The sequence below is a fragment of the Methylobacterium sp. A49B genome, from assembly GCF_053346215.1.
Map to the genome: position 1 here is coordinate 26,378 of NZ_JBKFBO010000142.1, position 18,753 is coordinate 45,130.

Below are 18,753 nucleotides of genomic sequence, written 5' to 3' on the forward strand. Positions count from 1 at the left end.
TCCTGGGGCGGTGCTCACGTTGCGACCTCCCTCTGGTGGAGCACGTCCGCAAGCGCCTTTCGGCCGGGCCGGATGTTGCAGGTGAGCGCCTTGGTCGTGTGGATGCTGGTGTTGGCGTCGCCCGTGATCGCCAGCAGCACGTTGGCGACGTCGCCCCTGGCGTAGCCCTGCCACCCGTAGACCCAGGGCATCCCGATCTGGTGGACCACCCGTCCGTCGATCCGGAACGGCTTGAGCCGCTCCGTCACCATGGCTTTGACCTCGACCTCCCCCCGCAGGGTCGAGATGACGGTCCAGCCGAGGTGTTCGATCCCGAGACTGTCGGCGAGTTCCGGCGAGACCTCCACGAAGGCCTCCGGCTGCAACTCCGCGGTGTGCGGCATGACCCGGGTGGCGATGCCGCCGCAATGCATCTCGGTCAGGCGGAAGGTCGTGAACACGTAGGGGAAGCGCGGGTCGGCCGTCGCGTGCAGTTCGTTGCCGGGCCTGCCCCAGACCTTCGCGGTCGGGTTGCGCTGCTGCTTCGGGTAGAGCGGATTGCGTACGGGGCTCTCGATCGGCTCGTAGTGGGTCGGCAGCGGACCGTCCTTCAGTCCGGAAGGCACAAACAGGGCGCACTTGCCGTCCGCCTCCATGATAAACGGGTCGTCCCCGCCGAGCGCGTCCATGCCGTGCGGGTGCTTCGACCAGTCCGGGCGGTAATCGGGCCGCTTGTCGGCCAGGAAGTCGGGCACGTCTTCGCCCGTCCACTTGGCTTGCGCCTCGTCCCACCAGATCATCTTCTTGCGCTCCGACCAGGGTTTTCCGGCCGGATCCGCGGAGGCGCGGTTGTAGAGGGTCCGGCGGTTGAGCGGCCAGGTCCAGGCCCAGCCGAGATGGGCGCCGGACTCCCCCGGCCCGTCCGGCCGACGCGAGCGGGACAGGTTCTTCCCTGCCTCCGGGAAGATGCCGCAATACATCCAGCCGCCGCAGGCCGTAGAACCGTCGTCCTTGAGCTTGCGGTAATCCGGGACCTGGCGCCCGTCCGCCACCGTCCAGCCGTTGATCTCGCGCAGCACCGACTCGGCGTCGGGCTCCTGTTTCTCGCCCTTGAGTTCGTAGTCCCAGGTCAGCGCCTGGATCGCCCGATCCTTCGGCTCGGTGGAATCCCGGTACAGTTCTTTCAGGCGCCGGCCGAGATGGACGATGAACCAGAGATCCGAGCGGCTGTCCCCCGGCGCCTCGCAGACCACGTCGTGCCACTGCATGAGGCGGCTCGTGTTGGTCACCGAACCGTCCTTCTCCCCCGGCATGGCGGCGGGCAGGAAGAACATCTCGGTGCCGATCTCCTCGGGCCAGACCTCGCCCTTCCGCACCCGATGGCCCTGCTGCCAGAAATTGGCGGTCTCGGTCATGGCGAAGTCGCGCACGACCATCCACTCGAGGTTGGCGAAGCCGCGCTCCACCAGCTCGGAGTTCACCGCCCCCACGGCCGGGTTCTGGCCGAGGATGAACTGGCCCTTCACCACCCGGTCCGACATCGCCATGGTCATCGGCTCCTGGGAGGCGTCGCCGGTGAGCTTGGGCAGGAACTGGTAGCCCCACTCGGTGTCGGCGCGGGCCGCGTCGCCGTACCAGGCCTTGAGCAGGCTGATCACGTATTTCGGCATGTTCGACCACCAGCCCGTGGGCGGTGTCTCGGTCTTCAGGTAGCGGTCGAGGGTAGCGTGGTCGTGGAAGACGTTCGGCTGCGGCAGGTAGGTCGGCAGCATGTTGTAGAGCGTCGGGATGTCGGTCGAGCCCTGGATGCTGACATGGCCGCGCAGCGCCATGATGCCGCCGCCCGGGCGCCCGACATTGCCGAGCAGCCCCTGGATGATGCTCGCCGCCCGGATGATCTGGACGCCCGTGGAATGGTGCGTCCAGCCCACCGCGTAGGTGAAGGCTCCCGTCTTCTCGCGCCCTGAATTGCGCGCGAAAATCTCGGTGATCCGGACGAACAGGTCCTTCGGGCAGCCGGTGACCCGCTCGACCATCTCGGGCGTGTAGCGCGCGTAGTGGCGCTTCATGATCTGATAGACGCAGTTCGGGTGCTGCAGGGTCGGGTCCTGCGGCGGCGGCGACTTGGTCATGCTCTCGAAGGCCTCGCCCTCGTCGGACGAGCCCTCCTGCGTCTGCACCCGGTGCTCGGCGACCGGCGACGGCACGGTCTTGCCGGCATATTGCCACGTCTCCTGCGAATAGGTCCCGGCGACCGGATCGTAACCGGAGAACAGGCCCTCGTTCTGGTCAGGGTCGCCGTAGCCCTCCTCGATGATGTGCGCGATGTTCGTGTAGGCCATCGCGAAGTCGCGGAACCAGAGGTCGTTCTCCAGGATGTGGCGGATCATCCCGCCGAGGAACGCGATGTCGGAGCCGGAGCGGATCGGCGCGTAGATGTCGGCCAGCGCGCTGGTGCGGGTGTAGCGCGGGTCGATGTGGATCACGGTCGCGCCGCGGCGCTGGGCCTCCACGACGAAGCGGAATCCCACGGGATGGTTCTCCGCGATGTTGGAGCCCATCTCGATGATGCAGTCGGAATTGGCGAGGTCCCACAGCGCCATGGTGGCGGCGCCGCGCCCGAAGGTGGTACCCAGACTGGGCACCGAGGACGAGTGTCAGATGCGCGCCTGGTTCTCGATGTTGATCATCCCGAGGCCGCCGCCGAACAGCTTCTTGATGAGGTAATTCTCCTCGTTGTCCATGGTGGCGCCGCCCAGCGACCCCAGGCCCAGCGTGTGGTTGATGATCCGCCCGTCCGGCAGGGTCTCGGCGAAGGTCTCGTCGCGGACCTGCTTGGTGAGTTGCGCGATGCGCTCCATCGCCCAAGCCAGCGGTTTCTTCTCCCAGCGGTCCGAGTAGGGCGCACGGTAGAGCACGTCGCTGATCCGCTCCGGAGAGAGCAGCATGCCGAGCGTGCCGGCGCCCTTGGGGCACAGGGTGCCCTGATTGATCGGGCTGCGCGGGTCGCCCTCCACGTGGATCGGCCTGCCGTTCTTGGCGTAGATCAGCTGGCCGCAGCCGACCGCGCAGAACGGGCAGACGCTGGTGCCGATCCGGTCGGCCTCCTCCAGGCGCGGGCGCAGGTTCGCCGAGGTGGTGCTGCGCGCCGCCTCGGCCATCACGCTCTGCCCGGCGAACTGGCGCGGGAGCGACCAGTCCCGCACGAAGCCCGCCACCCTCTCCGTCAAGCGCCTGCGGATCGTCGCCATGGTGCCACCCGTTGCTCGGTCTTCCGCCGGGATAAGCCAGGCGTCCGGGTGTTTGGTTCCCGCTGAGATCGATCCGGCAAGCAATCATGCCGTCAGAACAAGCTCGCGATCCGTACGGCGCAGAAACTTTGCATGTTTCCTAGGGTTATCGGGGCAATTGCGAGCTATTCCAGCCTGCGACGACCGCGCGCTCGGAGGGACGAATTGTGACGTATGTTAAAGAGGGCGTCGTCACCATCGTCCAGGAGAGCCGGTTCCAGCTCACGGACGATAACGGGATCGCGCACCTGTTCCTGCTGGACCGCAACGCCGCGGCCGAGCCGGCGCAGCTCGGGCCGCTGCAGGCCCGGCAGGCGCGGGTACGCGTGACCTACGAGCATGCCCGCAACCTGATCGGCCTCGTGGCCCGGTCGGTCAGCCTCCTCCCACCATCACCGGCCCGCTGAGGAGGTCGCGCCGCATGAACATGCATCCCCGCGCCCTCGAGCATGCCACCTCCACCCTGGATCACGTGATCCCGAACGAGTCCGAGCTCACCGCCGGAGTGCGGATCGAGCCGGGGCGGTCCTACGGCTTCTTCACCGATACGACCGTCTGCATCGGCTGCAAGGCCTGCGAGGTCGCCTGCAAGGAGTGGAACAACCTGCCGGCCGACAATCTCGGACTCACCGGCCAGAGCTTCGACAACACCGGCGCCCTCTCGGCCAACAGCTGGCGGCACGTCGCCTTCGTGGAGAAGTCCGGAGCCCACGGTCTCCGGGACGGCCAGGACCAGAAGTTCCAGTCCGGCTGGCTGATGATGAGCGACGTGTGCAAGCACTGCCACAACGCGCCGTGCCTGGAGGCGTGCCCGACGGGCGCCCTGTTCAAGACCGAGTTCGACACCGTCGTGATCCAGCAGGACATCTGCAACGGCTGCGGCTACTGCGTGCCGGCCTGCCCGTTCGGCGTGGTCGACGTCAGCACGGTGGACGGCAAGGCGCACAAGTGCACCCTCTGCTACGACCGCCTCAAGGGCGGCCTGGAGCCCGCCTGCGCCAAGTCGTGCCCGACCAACTCGATCCAGTTCGGCGAACTCTCCGACCTCCAGGCCCGGGCGGCCGAGCGGGTCGAGCACCTGCAGGGCCTCGGGGTGGAAAGCGCCTACCTGTACGGCACCCCGGACGCGCCGGGCGCCACCGGCGGCCTCGGGCATCTCAACGCCTTCTTCCTGCTGATCGACCGGCCGGAGATCTACAACCTGCCGGCCGCGCCGACCCGGCCCGCCAACCGGGTGGCGCCGAGCCTCGCCACGGGCCTCGCCACGGTTGCGGCCCTGGCCCTGGCGAGCGCTTTCCTGTTCGCGCCGCAGCCGGGGAGGCGCCCGTGACCGCCACGATCAGCCCGGAGGCCGCCGCCGCCACGCAGGACGGTCCCGAGGACGCGCCGCGCGTCCCCCGCCATGCCACCGAGCCGCCCTCGGTCCACGGCCGCCCGAACCGGGCCGGCTGGACCGGGCCGACCTATTACGGCCGGCCGCAGCTCAAGGCCTCGCCGTTCGAGAACCCGGTGGTGGGCGGCTACATCTTCCTCGCCGGCTTTTCCGGCTCTGCCGCGGTGATCGCGGCGGTCGCCGATCTCCGCCAGGGCGCGGCGGCGGCGCCACTGGTCCGGCGGGGGCGCTACCTCGCGCTCCTCGGGCCCGTCCTCGGCGCGCCGCTGCTGATCTACGACCTGCACACGCCCAAGCGCTTCTACAACATGCTGCGGGTGGCCAAGCACACCTCGCCCATGTCGATCGGCACGTGGATCCTGATGGGATTCTCCGGCGCCGCCGGCGTCACCGCGGCGGCGCAGCTCGGGACCGACCTGTGGCCGCGGGCGCGCGGCCTGAGCGGCCTCGCCCGCGCCGCCCAGGTTCCGGCGGCGCTCACCGGCCTCGGCCTCTCGACCTACACGGCCTCGCTCCTCTCGGCGACCTCGACGCCCCTCTGGGCGGCGGCCCCGCGCAGCCTCGCCATGCGGTTCGGCGCCTCGTCGATGGCCTCGGCCTCCGCGGCCCTGGCGCTGACCGAGCCGGATCCGAGCAGGCGCCGGGCGCTCGAAGGCACGGCCGCGGCGGCGCTCGCCGCCGAACTCGCCGGAGCGGTCGTCTCGCACGCCACCTACCGGCGCACGGGCGTCGAGGGTGCCCTGAAGGGGAAGGCCGGCCGGGTGGAGCATATTGGGGCGACGCTCCTCGGCACTGCCCTCCCGTTGGGGATCCTCGCCGCATCGCTGCTCACCCGGCGGGGACTGCCGCGCCCGGTGACGGCGCTGGCCGCCGCCGCGACGCTCGCGGGCGCCGCGGCTCTGCGCGTCTCGATCATGGCCGCGGGCGACCGCTCGGCCAAAGATCCGGACGTGAGCTTTCGGTTCAGCCAGCCCGAGAATTTGCCGGAGCGGTGAGCCGATAGACCGTGCGGGGCTGTCTATGTCGCACGCGTTCACACGACTCCTGTGATGCCGGTGCGGCACCTCTGTGGGCGCGATTCTACATCAGGATCGCCCGATCAGATCACCGAAATACGTTCCGAAGTTAGCAAAACATCTGCGTAGATATTTTCTATTGCAGCTTACGCCATCGTGAAATCTGAATAACGCAGGACCTTTCCTCAGATGCCACCCGAGGCGAGCCGGCCTCGCGCCTGGCTGGGGAGGCTCGCGTACCCGACCAGATGAGGCGGATTGTCTCGCGAGGACTGGCTATCCGCGAAAAGGATTTGCCCATACTTTCCGTAAACTTAGCATTAAAGTAGACGTTTTTGCCAATCAGAAGCCGAATTTAACCTGAGTTGTTTCTTACGGATCCAATTCCTGATCTACATAGCTTTAAGTCCTCGCAGGGGAATATCACACCTCGTGCCGGAATCCGTGCTTATCACTGGTGGCGCTGGCTTTATTGGCCGCCATCTTTCCATGGAATTGCTGCGCCGCGGCTACCACGTGCGGGTGCTCGACAGCCTGATCGAGCAGGTCCATGGCGGCGACAGGAGTGACGCTGCCGCGCTGCCGCCGGACGTCGAATTCCAGCCCGGCGACGTTCGCGACGGTGCGGCGATGAGCCGGGCGCTCCACGGGATCGACCGGGTCGTCCACCTCGCCGCCGAGGTCGGCGTCGGGCAGAGCATGTACGCGGTCGAGCGCTACGTCTCGGTCAACGATTGCGGCACGGCGGTGCTGTTCCAGCAGCTGATCGAGGCGCCGGTGAAGCGCGTGGTCGTGGCCTCCTCGATGAGCGTCTACGGCGAAGGGCTGTACCGAACCTCGGATGGCGCCACCGCGGAAGAGGTCGTGCGCCGCCCGCGCCGGCCCGGCGAGCCCTGGGATCCCTTGGACGCGCGGGGAGAGCCGATGCGGCCGATCCCGACCCCGGAGACCAAGCGTCCGGCGCTCGCCTCCGTGTACGCGCTGACCAAGTACATGCAGGAGCGCCTGACGCTGACGCTGGCCCCCGCCTACGGGATGGAGGGCGTGGCGCTGCGCCTGTGGAACGCCTACGGGCCCGGCCAGGCGCTCTCGAACCCCTATACCGGCGTCCTGGCGATCTTCGCGGCCCGCCTGCACAACGGCCAGCCGCCGATGATCTTCGAGGACGGGGCGCAGCGGCGCGACTTCGTCCACGTGGAGGACGTCGCCCGGGCCTTCGCGCTGGCCCTGGAACATCCGGCAGCCGCCGGTCAGGTCTACAACGTCGGCAGCGGCGAGGACCGGACGGTCAGCGAGGTCGCCCGGCTGCTCGCCCGCGCCATGGGCCGGGAGGGGATCGAGCCGGAGGTGACCGGCCAGGCGCGGCTCGGTGACATCCGCCACTGCATCGCCGACATCGGCCGGATCCAGCGGGAGCTCGGCTACGCGCCGCGCCGCGACTTCGTCGAGGGGCTCGCCGAGCTGGCCACCTGGGTGGCCGAGCAGCAGGCCGTTGACCGCGTCGCGGAGGCGCGGCGCGAGCTCGAAGCGCGCGGTCTCGTCGCGTGAGCGGGCGGCCGATCCTCGTCACCGGCGGCGCCGGCTTCATCGGCGCCAACTTGTCCGACAGCCTCGCGGCCGACGGCCACGCCGTGATCGTCTTCGACGCCCTGTCGCGCCCGGGCGTGGCGGCCAACCTGGATTGGCTGCGGCAGCGCCACGGCGGCCGGATCAGCCCGGTCGTCGCCGACATCCGCGACGCGCAGGAACTCGCCCGCGCGGTGGCGGAGGCCGGGGCGGTGTTCCACTTCGCCGCCCAGGTCGCCGTGACGACGAGCCTCGTCGCCCCCCGGGCCGACATGGAAATCAACCTCCTCGGCACCGTGAACCTGCTGGAGGCCCTGCGCGCCCTGAAGCGGCCGGTCCCCCTGCTCTACGCCTCGACCAACAAGGTCTACGGAAACCTGCCGGACCTTGCCCTCGAGGCAGTCGGCGACGCCCATCTGCCGGCCGACCTCGCCTTGCGGGCCCGCGGCATCGGCGAGACCCGGCCCCTCGACTTCCACACGCCCTACGGCTGCTCCAAGGGCGCGGCGGACCAGTACGTGCTCGACTACGCCCGCAGCTTCGGCCTCCCGGCGGCGGTGATGCGGATGAGCTGCATCTACGGGCCGCGCCAGATGGGCAACGAGGATCAGGGCTGGGTCGCCCATTTCCTGATCCGTGCGCTCGCGGGGGAATCCGTGACGCTCTACGGCGACGGCCGGCAGGTGCGCGACATCCTGCACGTGCGCGACGTGGTGGCGGTCTACCGGGCGGCGCTCGCCCGCATCGGTGACGCGTCCGGCCACGCCTTCAACATCGGCGGCGGCCCCGGCAACGCCGTGAGCCTGCTGCAGCTCCTCGACCATGCCGGCGCCCTGCTGGGGCGTCCCGTGGCGCGGAGCTTCCAGGACTGGCGCCCGGGCGACCAGCGCTACTACGTCTCCGACACGCGCCGGGCTGTCGCGCGGCTGGGGCTCGCGCCCTTCACGGGCTGGCGCGAAGGGGTCTCCGACCTCGCCGGCTGGCTCACCGCCGCGCGCGCGCAGCCGGGCCCGGCGCCGATTGCGGGAGCGGCCGCATGAGAGTCGCGCTCGTCAACCCATCCTGGGATTACCGCAACAGCATCTATTTCGGCTGCCGCGAGCCGCACCTGCCGCTGGAACTCGGCTATTCCGCCGCCCTGCTCGCGGCCACCGGCCATGAGACGCTGGTGGTCGACGCCCACCTGGAGGGTCTCACCGCCGAGGCTGCCGCCGACCGGGTCGCGGCCTTCGCCCCCGCCATGACCGTTGTGGCGACCGCCCCCACCTATCTGTTCTGGCGCTGCGCCCCGCCGGAGCTGCGCAGCCCCCGCGCCTTCCTCGACACCCTGGCGGGAAGGGGCGGGACAACGGTCGCGGTCGGCCCCCACGGCTCGGCGACGCCGCGGCCGGTCCTGGACAAACTCGGCTGCGATATCGTCGTGCGCGGCGAGTGCGAGGAGGTCGTCGCCCGCCTCGCCGGCCTCGGCGGCCTGGGGCCGGACACCCTGCGGGCCGTGCCGGCCCTCGCGTTCCGCGATGGCGAAACGGTCGCCGTGACCGGCCCGCCCCATGCCGGCCGCTTCACCGACCTGCCGGCCCTGCGCTGGCCGGAGGGCTGGATCGCCCGGCACCGGCACCACCACCACCGCTTCGACGCCGCGCCCGACGGCCCGGGCGCCGAGGTCGAAGCCTCGCGAGGCTGTCCCTACACCTGCTCGTTCTGCGCCAAGATCGATTTCCGCGATGCCTACCGGCGCCGGGACCTCACCATCGTCCTAGACGAAATCGACGGGCTGATCGCGCAGGGCGTCACCTACGTCTACTTCGTCGACGAGATCTTCCTGCCGCAGAAGCCGCTCCTGGAGGCGCTGGTCGCCCGCGATCTGCGCTTCGGGATCCAGACCCGGATCGATCTCTGGAAGCCCGACATGCTCGACCTCCTCGGGGCGGCCGGGTGCGTCTCCATCGAGGCCGGGATCGAGAGCCTGACGGAGGAAGGCCGCACCGCCCTCGACAAAAACTGCCACGCCTCGACCGACGACCTTGGCGAGCGCCTGATCCATGCCCGTCGCTCGGTGCCGTTCGTGCAGGCGAACCTCATCGCCGTGGCCGGCGACGACCCCGACCTCGTGGCGACGTGGCGCGACCGGCTGCGCGGCCACGGCGTCTGGGCGAACGACCCGGTGCCGCTCTACCCCTATCCGAGTTCCCCCGATTACCGGCGCCTCTGGGGCGCGCCCGACGACCTGGCCTGGGAGCGGGCGCACGCCCATTACCTCGGGCAGTTCACGCAGTTCAGCGACATCCAGGACGAGCGTCCCCTCCCGTTGTCCGAGCTGGAGGCCGCATGCGGGTGCTGCTGAGTCCCTCCCCGGCGACGGCGCCGCACGTCCTGATGAGCGCGGATGCGGTGGGCGGCGTCTGGCAGTACAGCCTCGACCTCGCCGCCGGACTCGTGCGGCGGGGCTCAGCCGTGACCGTAGCGGTCCTGGGACCCGCGCCCGCCGACGGGCGGATCGCCGCGGCCGAGAGGGACACCGGCGCCCGCATCGTCGCCACCGGCCTGCCCCTCGACTGGACCGCCGGGACGCCGGACGCCGTGCTCGACGCCGCGCGGGCGCTGGCGGACCTCGCCCGCACCTGCGGGGCCGACTGCGTGCATCTTCACAGCCCCGCCCTGGCGCTGGCGTCGTTTCCCGTGCCGGTGGCCGCCGTGTGCCATTCCTGTGTGGCGACGTGGTGGGACGCCGTCGAGACCGGGCCATTGCCGGCCGACCTTGCGTGGCGCCACGACCTCACCGTGCGGGGCTGCCGCGCCGCGGATGCCCTCCTCGCCCCCACCCGGGCGCACGCCCTCGCCACCGCCCGGATCTGCGGCCTCGCAGCTCCGCCCGTCGTTGTCCGCAACGGGCGCGACCCGAGCGGCCTGCCGCCCCGGGCTGCCGCCCCCGTCGCCTTCACGGCCGGCCGTCTCTGGGACCGGGCGAAGAACGCCGTCGCCCTCGACCGCCTCGCGGCCCGCCTGTCCGTGCCGCTGCGCGCCGCCGGCTCCATCGACGGGCCGAACGGCGGCCGGGTCGAGACGCGTCACCTGCGGCTCCTCGGACGGCTCGACGATGCGGGCATCGCCGCGGAACTCGCCGGCCGGCCGGTCTTCGTGTCGCTCGCCCGCTACGAGCCCTTCGGCCTCGCCGTTCTGGAGGCCGCCGCGGCAGGTTGCGCCCTGGTGCTGTCGGACCTCCCGAGCTTTTGCGAATTGTGGGACGGTGCCGCCGCCTTCGTGGACGCGGACGACGACGAAGCGGCGGCCGGTGCCGTACAGGGCCTCCTCGACGATCCCGTCCGGCGCGCGGCTGCCGGCCAAGCCGCCGCCGTGCGCGCCGCCCGCTACGGCGTCGCGCCGATGATCGAGGGGGTGCTCGGCGTCCTGCTTGGCCTCGGCGCCGGGGTGCCGGCCCGGCTCGGGGGAGCCGCCGCATGAGGATCGCCTACTTCACCCACTCGCTGGCCTCGTGCTGGAACCACGGCAACGCGCATTTCCTGCGCGGGGTGCTGCGGGACTTGATGGCCCGCGGCCACGCCGTGACCGCCTACGAGCCCGAGAACGCCTGGAGCCTCGAAAACCTCCTGCGCGACCACGGCGAGGCCGGCCTCGACGCCTACCGGGCGGCCTATCCGGAGCTTGCCTCCACGCGCTACGCAGATGTCGACGCGGTGATCGAGCGCGCGGCGGACAGCGACCTCGTGCTGGTCCACGAGTGGAACGAGCCGGCCCTGGTGGCGGCCCTCGGCGCCGCCCGGCGCCGCGGGGCGCGCTACACGCTCCTGTTCCACGACACCCACCACCGGGCAGTGAGCGCCCCGGAGGACATGGGGCGATTCGATCTCTCCGGCTACGACGGCGTGCTGGCCTTCGGCGAGACGCTGGCCGCGGTCTACCGGGCCAAGGGCTGGGGCCGCCGCGCCTTCGTCTGGCACGAGGCCGCCGACACGCGGCTGTTTCACCCGCCCGCTCGGGAGGGCGCCCGCGCCGGCCTGATCTGGATCGGCAACTGGGGCGACGACGAGCGCAGCGCGGAACTGGAGACCTACCTGTTCCGCCCCGCCGCGGAAGCCGGCCTGCCGCTGGACGTCTACGGCGTGCGCTACCCCGAGGCGGCGCTCGCGACCCTGAGGCATTACGGCGCCCACTACCATGGCTGGGCGGCGAACGCCGCGGCGCCGGGCCTGTTCGCCCGCCACCTCGCCACGGTCCACGTGCCCCGGCGATTCTACGTGGAGCGCCTGCCCGGCATCCCGACGATCCGGGTGTTCGAGGCACTCGCCTGCGGCATCCCCCTGGTCTGCGCGCCCTGGGACGACGCGGAGGGCCTGTTCCGGCCGGGCCTGGACTATCTCGTCGCCCGCACCGGCGCCGAGATGGAGAGCCACCTGCGCGCCCTGCGGTCGGATCCCAGCCACCGGCAGGCGCTCGCCACCGCCGGCCTCGCGACGATTCGGGCGCGCCACACCTGCGCGCACCGCGCCGAGGAACTGCTGTCCATCGCCGCGAGCCTGCGGGCGCCCGCCACCCTGGAGGCTACCGCATGAAGATCGCCTTCTACGGCTCCTCCCTGCTGTCGTCCTACTGGAACGGCGCCGCCACCTATTACCGGGGGATGCTCGCCGCCCTGGCGCGGCACGGCCACACGATCACCTTCTACGAGCCGGACGCCTTCGACCGGCAGCAGCACCGGGACATCGAGCCCCCGCCCTACGCGGCGGTGAACGTCTACCCGGCGACCATCGAGGCCGCCCGGGCGGTCGTCGCCGAGGCCGCGCAGGCCGACGTGGTCGTCAAGGCGAGCGGCGTCGGGGTGTTCGACGACGAGCTGCTCCGGAGCGTGATCGCGGCCTCCCGCCCGGAGGCGGTGCGGATCTTCTGGGACGTCGACGCCCCGGCGACGCTCGCCGAGATGCGCGCCGATCCCGACCACGCGCTCCGCCGCGCCCTGCCGGACCTCGACCTCGTGCTCACCTACGGCGGCGGCCCGCCGGTGGTCGCGGCCTACGAGGGCTTCGGCGCCCGGGCCTGCATCCCGATCTACAACGCGCTCGACCCGGAGACCCATTTCCCGGTGCCTCCGGAGCCGCGCTTCGCGGCGGATCTCGCCTTCCTGGGCAACCGCCTGCCCGACCGCGAGGCCCGCGTCGAGAAGTTTTTCCTCGCGGCGGCGGCGCGCCTGCCGGAGCGGTCTTTCCTCATCGGCGGCAACGGCTGGGAGAGCCGCGGCCTGCCGCTGAACGTCCGGCATCTCGGCCACGTCTACACGCGCGAGCACAACGCCTTCAACACGACGCCCCTCGCCGTCCTGAACATCGCCCGCGACAGCATGGCGGCGGTCGGGTTCTCCCCCGCCACCCGGGTGTTCGAGGCGGCGGGTGCCGGCGCCTGCCTGATCACCGACGCCTGGGAGGGCCTCGGCCTGTTCCTCGACGAAGGCACTGAGGTGCTGGTCGCCCGGGACGGGCGCGACGTCGCCGACCACGTCGCCGCCCTGACCCCGGAGCGGGCCCGCGCCATCGGCGAGGCCGCCCGCCGGCGCATCACTGCCGAGCACACCTACGCGCGCCGGGCGGTCGAGGTCGACGCGATCCTGCGGGCCGCGGCGGCCCGCAAGGCGGACGCGACCCGGCGGAGCGTCGCGTGAGCGCGGCCCCGATGCGCCTCGTCGTCCTGGGGCTCAGCCTGACCTCCTCCTGGGGGAACGGCCACGCGACCACCTATCGGGCGCTGCTCAAGGCCTTCGCGGATCGCGGCCACGACGTCCAGTTCCTGGAGCGCGACGTGCCCTGGTACGCCGCCCACCGCGACCTGCCCGAGCCCGGTTTCTGCGACCTCGCCCTCTACGCCGACCTCGACGGGCTCGACGCGCACCGCGCCGCCATCGCCGGGGCCGATGCCGTGATCGTCGGCTCCTACGTGCCGGAGGGGATCGCCGCGGGCGACCGCGTGCTCGACTGGGCGCGGGGCGTCACCGCCTTCTACGACATCGACACGCCGGTGACGCTGGCGGCCCTGGAGGCCGGCACCTGCGACTACCTCGCGGCCGGGCAGATCCGGGATTACGACCTCTACCTGTCCTTCACGGGCGGCCCGACCCTGCGGCGCCTGGAGCGGGATTACGGGGCGCTCGTCGCGAGAGCCCTCTACTGCTCGGTCGACCCGGATTCCTACCCGGCCCTCGACCGCCCGGCGCGCTACGACCTCTCGTATCTCGGGACCTACAGTCCGGACCGGCAGCCCACGCTGGAGCGCCTGCTGATCGAGCCCGCCCGCCGCGCGCCCGATCTCCGCTTCGCGGTGGCGGGTCCCCAGTACCCGGCCGGAATCGACTGGCCCGCCAACGTCGAGCGGATCGAGCACCTGCCGCCGGACCGGCACCCGGATTTCTACGCGGCGAGCCGCTACACCCTGAACGTCACCCGCGCCGACATGGTCCGGGCCGGCTGGAGCCCGAGCGTGCGCCTGTTCGAGGCGGGCGCCTGCGGCACGCCGGTGGTCTCCGACCGGTGGGACGGTCTCGACACTCTGCTCGTCCCGGAGCGCGAGATCCTGCTGCCCGACGGCCCGGACGGCGTCCTGGCCATCCTGGGCGGGCGCGCCGAGGCGGATCGGCGGACCCTCGGCGCGGCCGCCCGCGCGGCGATCCTCGCGCGGCACACCGCCGCCGCCCGCGCCGAGGAACTCGAACGCTTCCTCGGCGAAGCGGGCGCGCGGCCCGGATCCGCGCGCTCCGGCGCGCCCGATCTCGCGATCATTGGTCACTAGGCACTCGGGAGAATGATGGTGGGAACCAGAAGCGGCATCCGAGTCCTCGTCGCCGGCGGCGCCGGGTTCATCGGCTCGCATCTGATCGACGCGCTCCTCGCCGACGGGGCGCGCGTCACCTGTGTCGACAGCCTGCTGACCGGGCGGCGGGCGAATCTCGCCCATCTCGCCAACGAGGCGCGGTTCGACTTCGTCGAGGCGGACGTGACGGAGCCGCTGCCGGCGCTGCCGCGGTTCGACTGGGTGTTCAACCTCGCCTGCGCGGCCTCGCCGCCGCACTACCAGGCCGACCCGGTCCACACGATGATGACCAGCGTGCTGGGCACCGGCCGGCTGCTCGAGATTGCCCGGGACGCCGGGGCGCGCTTCCTCCAGGCCTCCACCAGCGAAGTCTACGGCGATCCGGAGCGGCACCCGCAGCAGGAATCCTATTGGGGCAACGTCAACCCGACCGGGCCGCGGGCCTGCTACGACGAGGGCAAGCGCTCCGCCGAGACCCTGACCTTCGATTTCGAGCGCCAGCACGGCCTCGACATCCGCGTCGCGCGGATCTTCAACACCTACGGCCCGCGGATGCGCGCCGACGACGGCCGGGTCGTCTCCAACGTGATCTGCCAAGCGCTGGCCGGCGACGACATCACGGTCTACGGCAACGGCGAGCAGACCCGCTCCTTCTGCTACGTCAGCGACCTGGTGGACGGGCTCCTCCGGCTGATGGCGGCGGAGACGCCCCTCGCCGGCCCGGTCAACCTCGGCAACCCCCGCGAGCTGACGGTCGGCGCGCTGGTCGACCTCGTGGTGCGGATGACCGAGACCCCGTCCCGGATCGTGCGCCGGCCGCTGCCGGTGGACGATCCCCAGCGCCGCCGGCCGGACATCACCCGCGCCGAGACCCTGCTCGGCTGGTCGCCGCGGGTGCCCCTGGAGGAGGGGCTGGAGGCGACGATCGCGTGGTTCTCCCGCGAGATCGCCCCGCTCCGGGCGCGTCCGTCCATCGAGGAGCGCGCCGTTGTCGCCGGCTGATCGAAGCTCCGGGCGTCCGAGGCGCTGATGGCCGCCGCCCCCATCCGCGTCGGCCTTGTCGGGATCGGCAACTGCGCCTCGTCCTTCGTGCAGGGGCTGCACCATTACCGCGACGCCGCCCCCGGGGACGCGGTGCCGGGCCTGATGTCGCCGGATCTCGGCGGCTACCGGGTGCGCGACGTCGCCGTGGTCTCGGCCTTCGACGTGAGCGCCGCCAAGGTCGGGCGGGACCTCGCCGACGCGATCCTGGCGGCGCCCAACAACACCCAGGTCTTCGCCGCGGTGCCGGCGACCGGCGTTACGGTCCGGCGGGGGCCGACGCTCGACGGGATCGGCCGCTACCTGGAGGGTGTGGTGGCGGAATCGCCCGAGCCGGTGGCCGATGTCGCGGAGGCATTGCGGCGCAGCGGCACGCAGGTGCTGGTCTCCTACCTGCCGGTGGGCGCGCAGGCGGCCACCGAGTTCTACGCCGAATCCGCGCTCCAGGCCGGCTGCGCCTTCGTGAACTGCATCCCGGTCTTCATCGCGTCGAATCCGGAATGGGCGGAGCGCTTCGCCGCGAAGGGGCTGCCGATCGTGGGCGACGACATCAAGAGCCAGGTCGGCGCCACCATCGTGCACCGGGTGCTGGCGAACCTGATGCGCGAGCGCGGGGTGCGGCTCGACCGGACCTACCAGCTCAATTTCGGCGGCAACGCCGACTTCCTGAACATGCTCGAACGCGAGCGGCTGGAATCGAAAAAGCTGTCCAAGACCCGGGCGGTGACGAGCCAGCTCGATGCGCCGCTGGCGCCGGACGACGTCCATGTCGGCCCGAGCGACCACGTGCCCTGGCTGACCGACCGGAAATGGGCGCATATCCGGCTGGAGGGCACCGCCTTCGGCGGCGTGCCGCTCAACATCGAGCTGAAGCTGGAGGTCTGGGACTCGCCGAACTCCGCCGGCATCGTCATCGACGCGGTGCGCTGCGCCCGCCTCGCCCTCGACCGGGGTATCGGCGGCGCCCTGGAGGGCCCGTCGAGCTACTTCATGAAGTCGCCGCCCCGGCAGTTCACCGACGCGGAGGCGCGGGAGCGCACCCGCCGCTTCGTGGCGGGCGAGGCGGCGTGATGAGGAGCGATTCAGATCCGGCATGCGCCCTCCCTCCCCCCTCTGCGGGGGAGGGTGGCCCCCGAAGGGGGTCGGGAGAGGGGAGCGACGGTGCAGAAAGAGGCGGAGGCCTTCATGAAGGTCGCCCCAAATCCGGAAGCCGGGTTCCCCTCTCCCGACCCCGCCTTACGGCCGGGCCACCCTCCCCCGCAGAGGGGGGGAGGGAGACGCGCGGATGCGTGGGGGAGATCCGTCCCCACGCCGAGCCGCGTCTTCGCATGAGGCAGGTCTTCCTCGTGCGCCACGGCAGCCACGATCGGCTGGGCCGGATCCTGTGCGGGCGCATGCCGGGCGTCTGCCTGAGCGAGGCTGGCCGCGCCGAGGCGCAGGCCCTCGCCCGCCGCCTCGCCGGCTGCGGCGCCGGCACCCTGCTGGCGAGCCCGCGCGAACGGACCGCCGAGACCGCGGCCCCGATCGCCGCCGCCCTCGGCCTGGATGTCGGGACGGAGCCCGGCCTCGACGAGATCGACTTCGGCGCCTGGACCGGCCGCAGCTTCGCCGAACTCGCGGCCGATCCCGACTGGGCCACCTGGAACGCGCAGCGCACTACCGCCCGTCCGCCGGGCGGCGAGGGCATGGCGGAGGCGCAGGGCCGCGTCGGACGGATCCTCGACCGCCTCGCCGCGGACGGCGCGCCCGTGATCCTGGTGAGCCACGGCGACGTGATCCGCGCCGCGCTCCTGACGGTCCTGGGGCTCGGCCTCGACGCCTACGACCGGATCGTGGTCGATCCCGCCTCCTGCAGCGAGCTCGCCCTCTGGCCGGGCGGCGGCCGCGTCGTCTCCCTCAACGAACGGACCGCACCATGACGGCCACCGCCGTGACGGCCGAAGATCTGCGCCGGCAGGCCGACGCCCTCGGCCCCTGGTTCCACAACATCGACCTCGGCGACGGGGTCTGGACCGCCCCGGACCATTTCCTCGGCGACTACCCGGGCGTGAAGTGGCGGCGCTTCGCCGAGGCGATCCCCGCCGACCTCACCGGTAAGAGCGTCCTCGATATCGGCTGTAACGGCGGCTTCTACGCCATCGCGATGAAGCAGCGCGGCGCCGCCCGGGTGCTCGGCCTCGATTCCGACGACCGCTACCTCGCTCAGGCCCGCTTCGCCGCCGCCAGCCTCGGCCACGACATCGAGTTCCGCAACCTCTCCGTCTACGACGTCGGCGCCCTGGGCGAGCGGTTCGACGTCGTGCTGTTCATGGGCGTGCTCTACCACCTGCGCCACCCGCTGCTCGCCCTCGACCTGATCCGCGAGCACGTGGCCGGCGACCTCCTGGTGTTCCAGTCGATGCTGCGTGGCAGCCGGGCGGTCGAGCCGGTCGCCGCGGATTACGATTTCTGGGACATGGACCAGTTCGAGCGGCCCGGTTACCCGCGGATGCACTTCGTCGAGCGCTCTTACGCGCACGACTGGACCAACTGGTGGATCCCCAACTGCGCCGGCATGGAGGCGATGCTGCGGGCGAGCGGCTTCTCGATCGAGGCCCAGCCCGAGGCGGAGGTCTACCTCTGCCGCACCGCGCCGGTACCCTACGGGGTGGGGGCCGCATATCCTGCGCGGGCGGATTCCGTAGGACGCGGGGGAACGCGATGATCGACTCGGTGATGCTCTGGAACGAGCCCAACAACAAGTCGCACTGGGACCCGGAGATCGATCCCGACTGGCTGCTCTTCGCCGAGATGGTCAAGGAGGCGGGCCACGCGATCCGGGACGTGAACCCGAACCTCATCCGCGTGCTCGGCGGAATCTCGCCGATCGACCCGCTCTTCATTCGCAACATGGAGGCCCGCGGCGTCCTCGACGCCGTCGATGCTGTCGCGGTGCACGGCTTCCCCCTCGACTGGAACCTGTGGTCGATCCATGACTGGCCGGCCAAGGTCGACGAGATCCGCGCGGTCACCGACCTGCCGGTCTGGGTCTCGGAGGTCGGCGTCTCGACCTTCGGCGCCGAGGAGGTCCAGGATTGGGGCCTGCGCCGGACCCTGGAGCTGCTCTCGGGGCGGGCGCCGCGGATCCACTGGTACAGCCTCTACGACCTGCCGCGGGAATGGGAGGCCACCACCCGCCACAAGGAGGCCGAGGGCTCCTCCTACTACCGGCACTTCCACATGGGCCTGCTCCGCCAGGACGGCACGCCGAAGATCGCCCTGGAGAGTTTTGCCCGCCACACCCCCGAGATTGGCCTGTGCCAGTGGTTCCACTTCGAGGACCACCGGCTCGACGAGGCGGTCTCGTGGATGAAGCGGCTGGGCGTGCGCCATCTACGCACCGGCCTCTCCTGGGCCGACAGCTTCCGCCCCGGGGCGCTGGACTGGTTCGACCGGCAGATGGAGGCGCTGAAGGACTTCGACGTCACTGTCACCTTCTGCTTCACGCCGGAGCATCGGGGGATCTCGCCTCATCACACCAGCGCGCCGCTGGTCCGGGGAGAATACGCGGCGTTCTGCACCGCCATGGTCCGGCGCTACGCGCCCGGGCAGTACCCCGCGGGCTGAACGGCCAACATAGGTAGGCGCCCGGCCTTCCCGTGCCGTCTAAGCCTGT

Annotated in this window: 16 protein-coding genes; 15 read left to right on the forward strand and 1 reads right to left on the reverse strand. The window is 71.4% G+C overall.

Features of this window, described 5'->3' with window-relative positions; genetic code table 11:
• Positions 1-14: 14 nt before the first annotated feature.
• Positions 15-3,230: a formate dehydrogenase gene (gene fdh, locus ACLBX9_RS29495; protein WP_447721405.1), complete on the reverse strand. Its 3,216-nt coding sequence runs from the start codon at positions 3,228-3,230 to the stop codon at positions 15-17.
• A 206-nt stretch (positions 3,231-3,436) separates the two neighbouring features.
• On the opposite strand from fdh, the gene ACLBX9_RS29500 reads away from it, so the two are divergent.
• The 15 genes from ACLBX9_RS29500 to ACLBX9_RS29570 all read left to right on the forward strand — a co-directional run bounded on the left by ACLBX9_RS29500 (position 3,437) and on the right by ACLBX9_RS29570 (position 18,704).
• Positions 3,437-3,676 (forward strand): hypothetical protein, encoded by a 240-nt coding sequence (locus tag ACLBX9_RS29500; RefSeq protein ID WP_010686537.1) that lies wholly within the window; start codon positions 3,437-3,439, stop codon positions 3,674-3,676.
• 14 nt (positions 3,677-3,690) lie between these two features.
• Positions 3,691-4,599: a 4Fe-4S dicluster domain-containing protein gene (locus ACLBX9_RS29505; protein WP_010686538.1), complete on the forward strand. Its 909-nt coding sequence runs from the start codon at positions 3,691-3,693 to the stop codon at positions 4,597-4,599.
• Positions 4,596-5,657 (forward strand): NrfD/PsrC family molybdoenzyme membrane anchor subunit, encoded by a 1,062-nt coding sequence (nrfD, locus tag ACLBX9_RS29510; RefSeq protein WP_447721406.1) that lies wholly within the window; start codon positions 4,596-4,598, stop codon positions 5,655-5,657. Before ACLBX9_RS29505 ends, nrfD begins: the two co-directional genes overlap by 4 nt.
• Before the next feature lie 453 nt (positions 5,658-6,110).
• Positions 6,111-7,226, forward strand: a complete 1,116-nt coding sequence (locus tag ACLBX9_RS29515; RefSeq protein ID WP_010686540.1) for an NAD-dependent epimerase/dehydratase family protein — start codon at positions 6,111-6,113, stop codon at positions 7,224-7,226.
• Complete coding sequence (locus tag ACLBX9_RS29520) at positions 7,223-8,284, forward strand: SDR family NAD(P)-dependent oxidoreductase (RefSeq protein ID WP_447721407.1); 1,062 nt, start codon at positions 7,223-7,225, stop codon at positions 8,282-8,284. The genes ACLBX9_RS29515 and ACLBX9_RS29520 overlap by 4 nt, the downstream gene beginning before the upstream one ends.
• Positions 8,281-9,588 carry a TIGR04295 family B12-binding domain-containing radical SAM protein gene (locus tag ACLBX9_RS29525; protein WP_447721408.1) on the forward strand — a complete coding sequence of 436 codons (1,308 nt, stop codon included), beginning with the start codon at positions 8,281-8,283 and terminating at the stop codon, positions 9,586-9,588. The genes ACLBX9_RS29520 and ACLBX9_RS29525 overlap by 4 nt, the downstream gene beginning before the upstream one ends.
• Positions 9,573-10,706 carry a glycosyltransferase family 4 protein gene (locus ACLBX9_RS29530; RefSeq protein ID WP_447721409.1) on the forward strand — a complete coding sequence of 378 codons (1,134 nt, stop codon included), beginning with the start codon at positions 9,573-9,575 and terminating at the stop codon, positions 10,704-10,706. The genes ACLBX9_RS29525 and ACLBX9_RS29530 overlap by 16 nt, the downstream gene beginning before the upstream one ends.
• On the forward strand, positions 10,703-11,815 hold the full coding sequence (locus ACLBX9_RS29535) for a CgeB family protein (protein WP_447721410.1): 1,113 nt from the start codon (positions 10,703-10,705) through the stop codon (positions 11,813-11,815). Before ACLBX9_RS29530 ends, ACLBX9_RS29535 begins: the two co-directional genes overlap by 4 nt.
• Positions 11,812-12,915, forward strand: coding sequence for a CgeB family protein (locus tag ACLBX9_RS29540; RefSeq protein WP_447721411.1), 1,104 nt, complete (start codon positions 11,812-11,814; stop codon positions 12,913-12,915). Before ACLBX9_RS29535 ends, ACLBX9_RS29540 begins: the two co-directional genes overlap by 4 nt.
• Before the next feature lie 11 nt (positions 12,916-12,926).
• Entirely contained in the window at positions 12,927-14,036 is a 1,110-nt protein-coding gene (locus ACLBX9_RS29545) for a CgeB family protein (protein WP_447721447.1), read from the forward strand.
• A 15-nt stretch (positions 14,037-14,051) separates the two neighbouring features.
• Positions 14,052-15,059, forward strand: coding sequence for a UDP-glucuronic acid decarboxylase family protein (locus ACLBX9_RS29550; RefSeq protein ID WP_447721412.1), 1,008 nt, complete (start codon positions 14,052-14,054; stop codon positions 15,057-15,059).
• A 27-nt stretch (positions 15,060-15,086) separates the two neighbouring features.
• Complete coding sequence (locus ACLBX9_RS29555) at positions 15,087-16,169, forward strand: inositol-3-phosphate synthase (protein WP_447721413.1); 1,083 nt, start codon at positions 15,087-15,089, stop codon at positions 16,167-16,169.
• A 257-nt stretch (positions 16,170-16,426) separates the two neighbouring features.
• A complete protein-coding gene (locus tag ACLBX9_RS29560) occupies positions 16,427-17,017 on the forward strand; it encodes a histidine phosphatase family protein (protein ID WP_447721414.1) in 591 nt (196 codons plus the stop codon).
• Positions 17,014-17,802, forward strand: a complete 789-nt coding sequence (locus tag ACLBX9_RS29565) for a TIGR04290 family methyltransferase (protein WP_447721415.1) — start codon at positions 17,014-17,016, stop codon at positions 17,800-17,802. The genes ACLBX9_RS29560 and ACLBX9_RS29565 overlap by 4 nt, the downstream gene beginning before the upstream one ends.
• Positions 17,799-18,704 carry a beta-xylosidase gene (locus ACLBX9_RS29570; RefSeq protein ID WP_447721416.1) on the forward strand — a complete coding sequence of 302 codons (906 nt, stop codon included), beginning with the start codon at positions 17,799-17,801 and terminating at the stop codon, positions 18,702-18,704. Before ACLBX9_RS29565 ends, ACLBX9_RS29570 begins: the two co-directional genes overlap by 4 nt.
• Positions 18,705-18,753 lie beyond the last annotated feature (49 nt).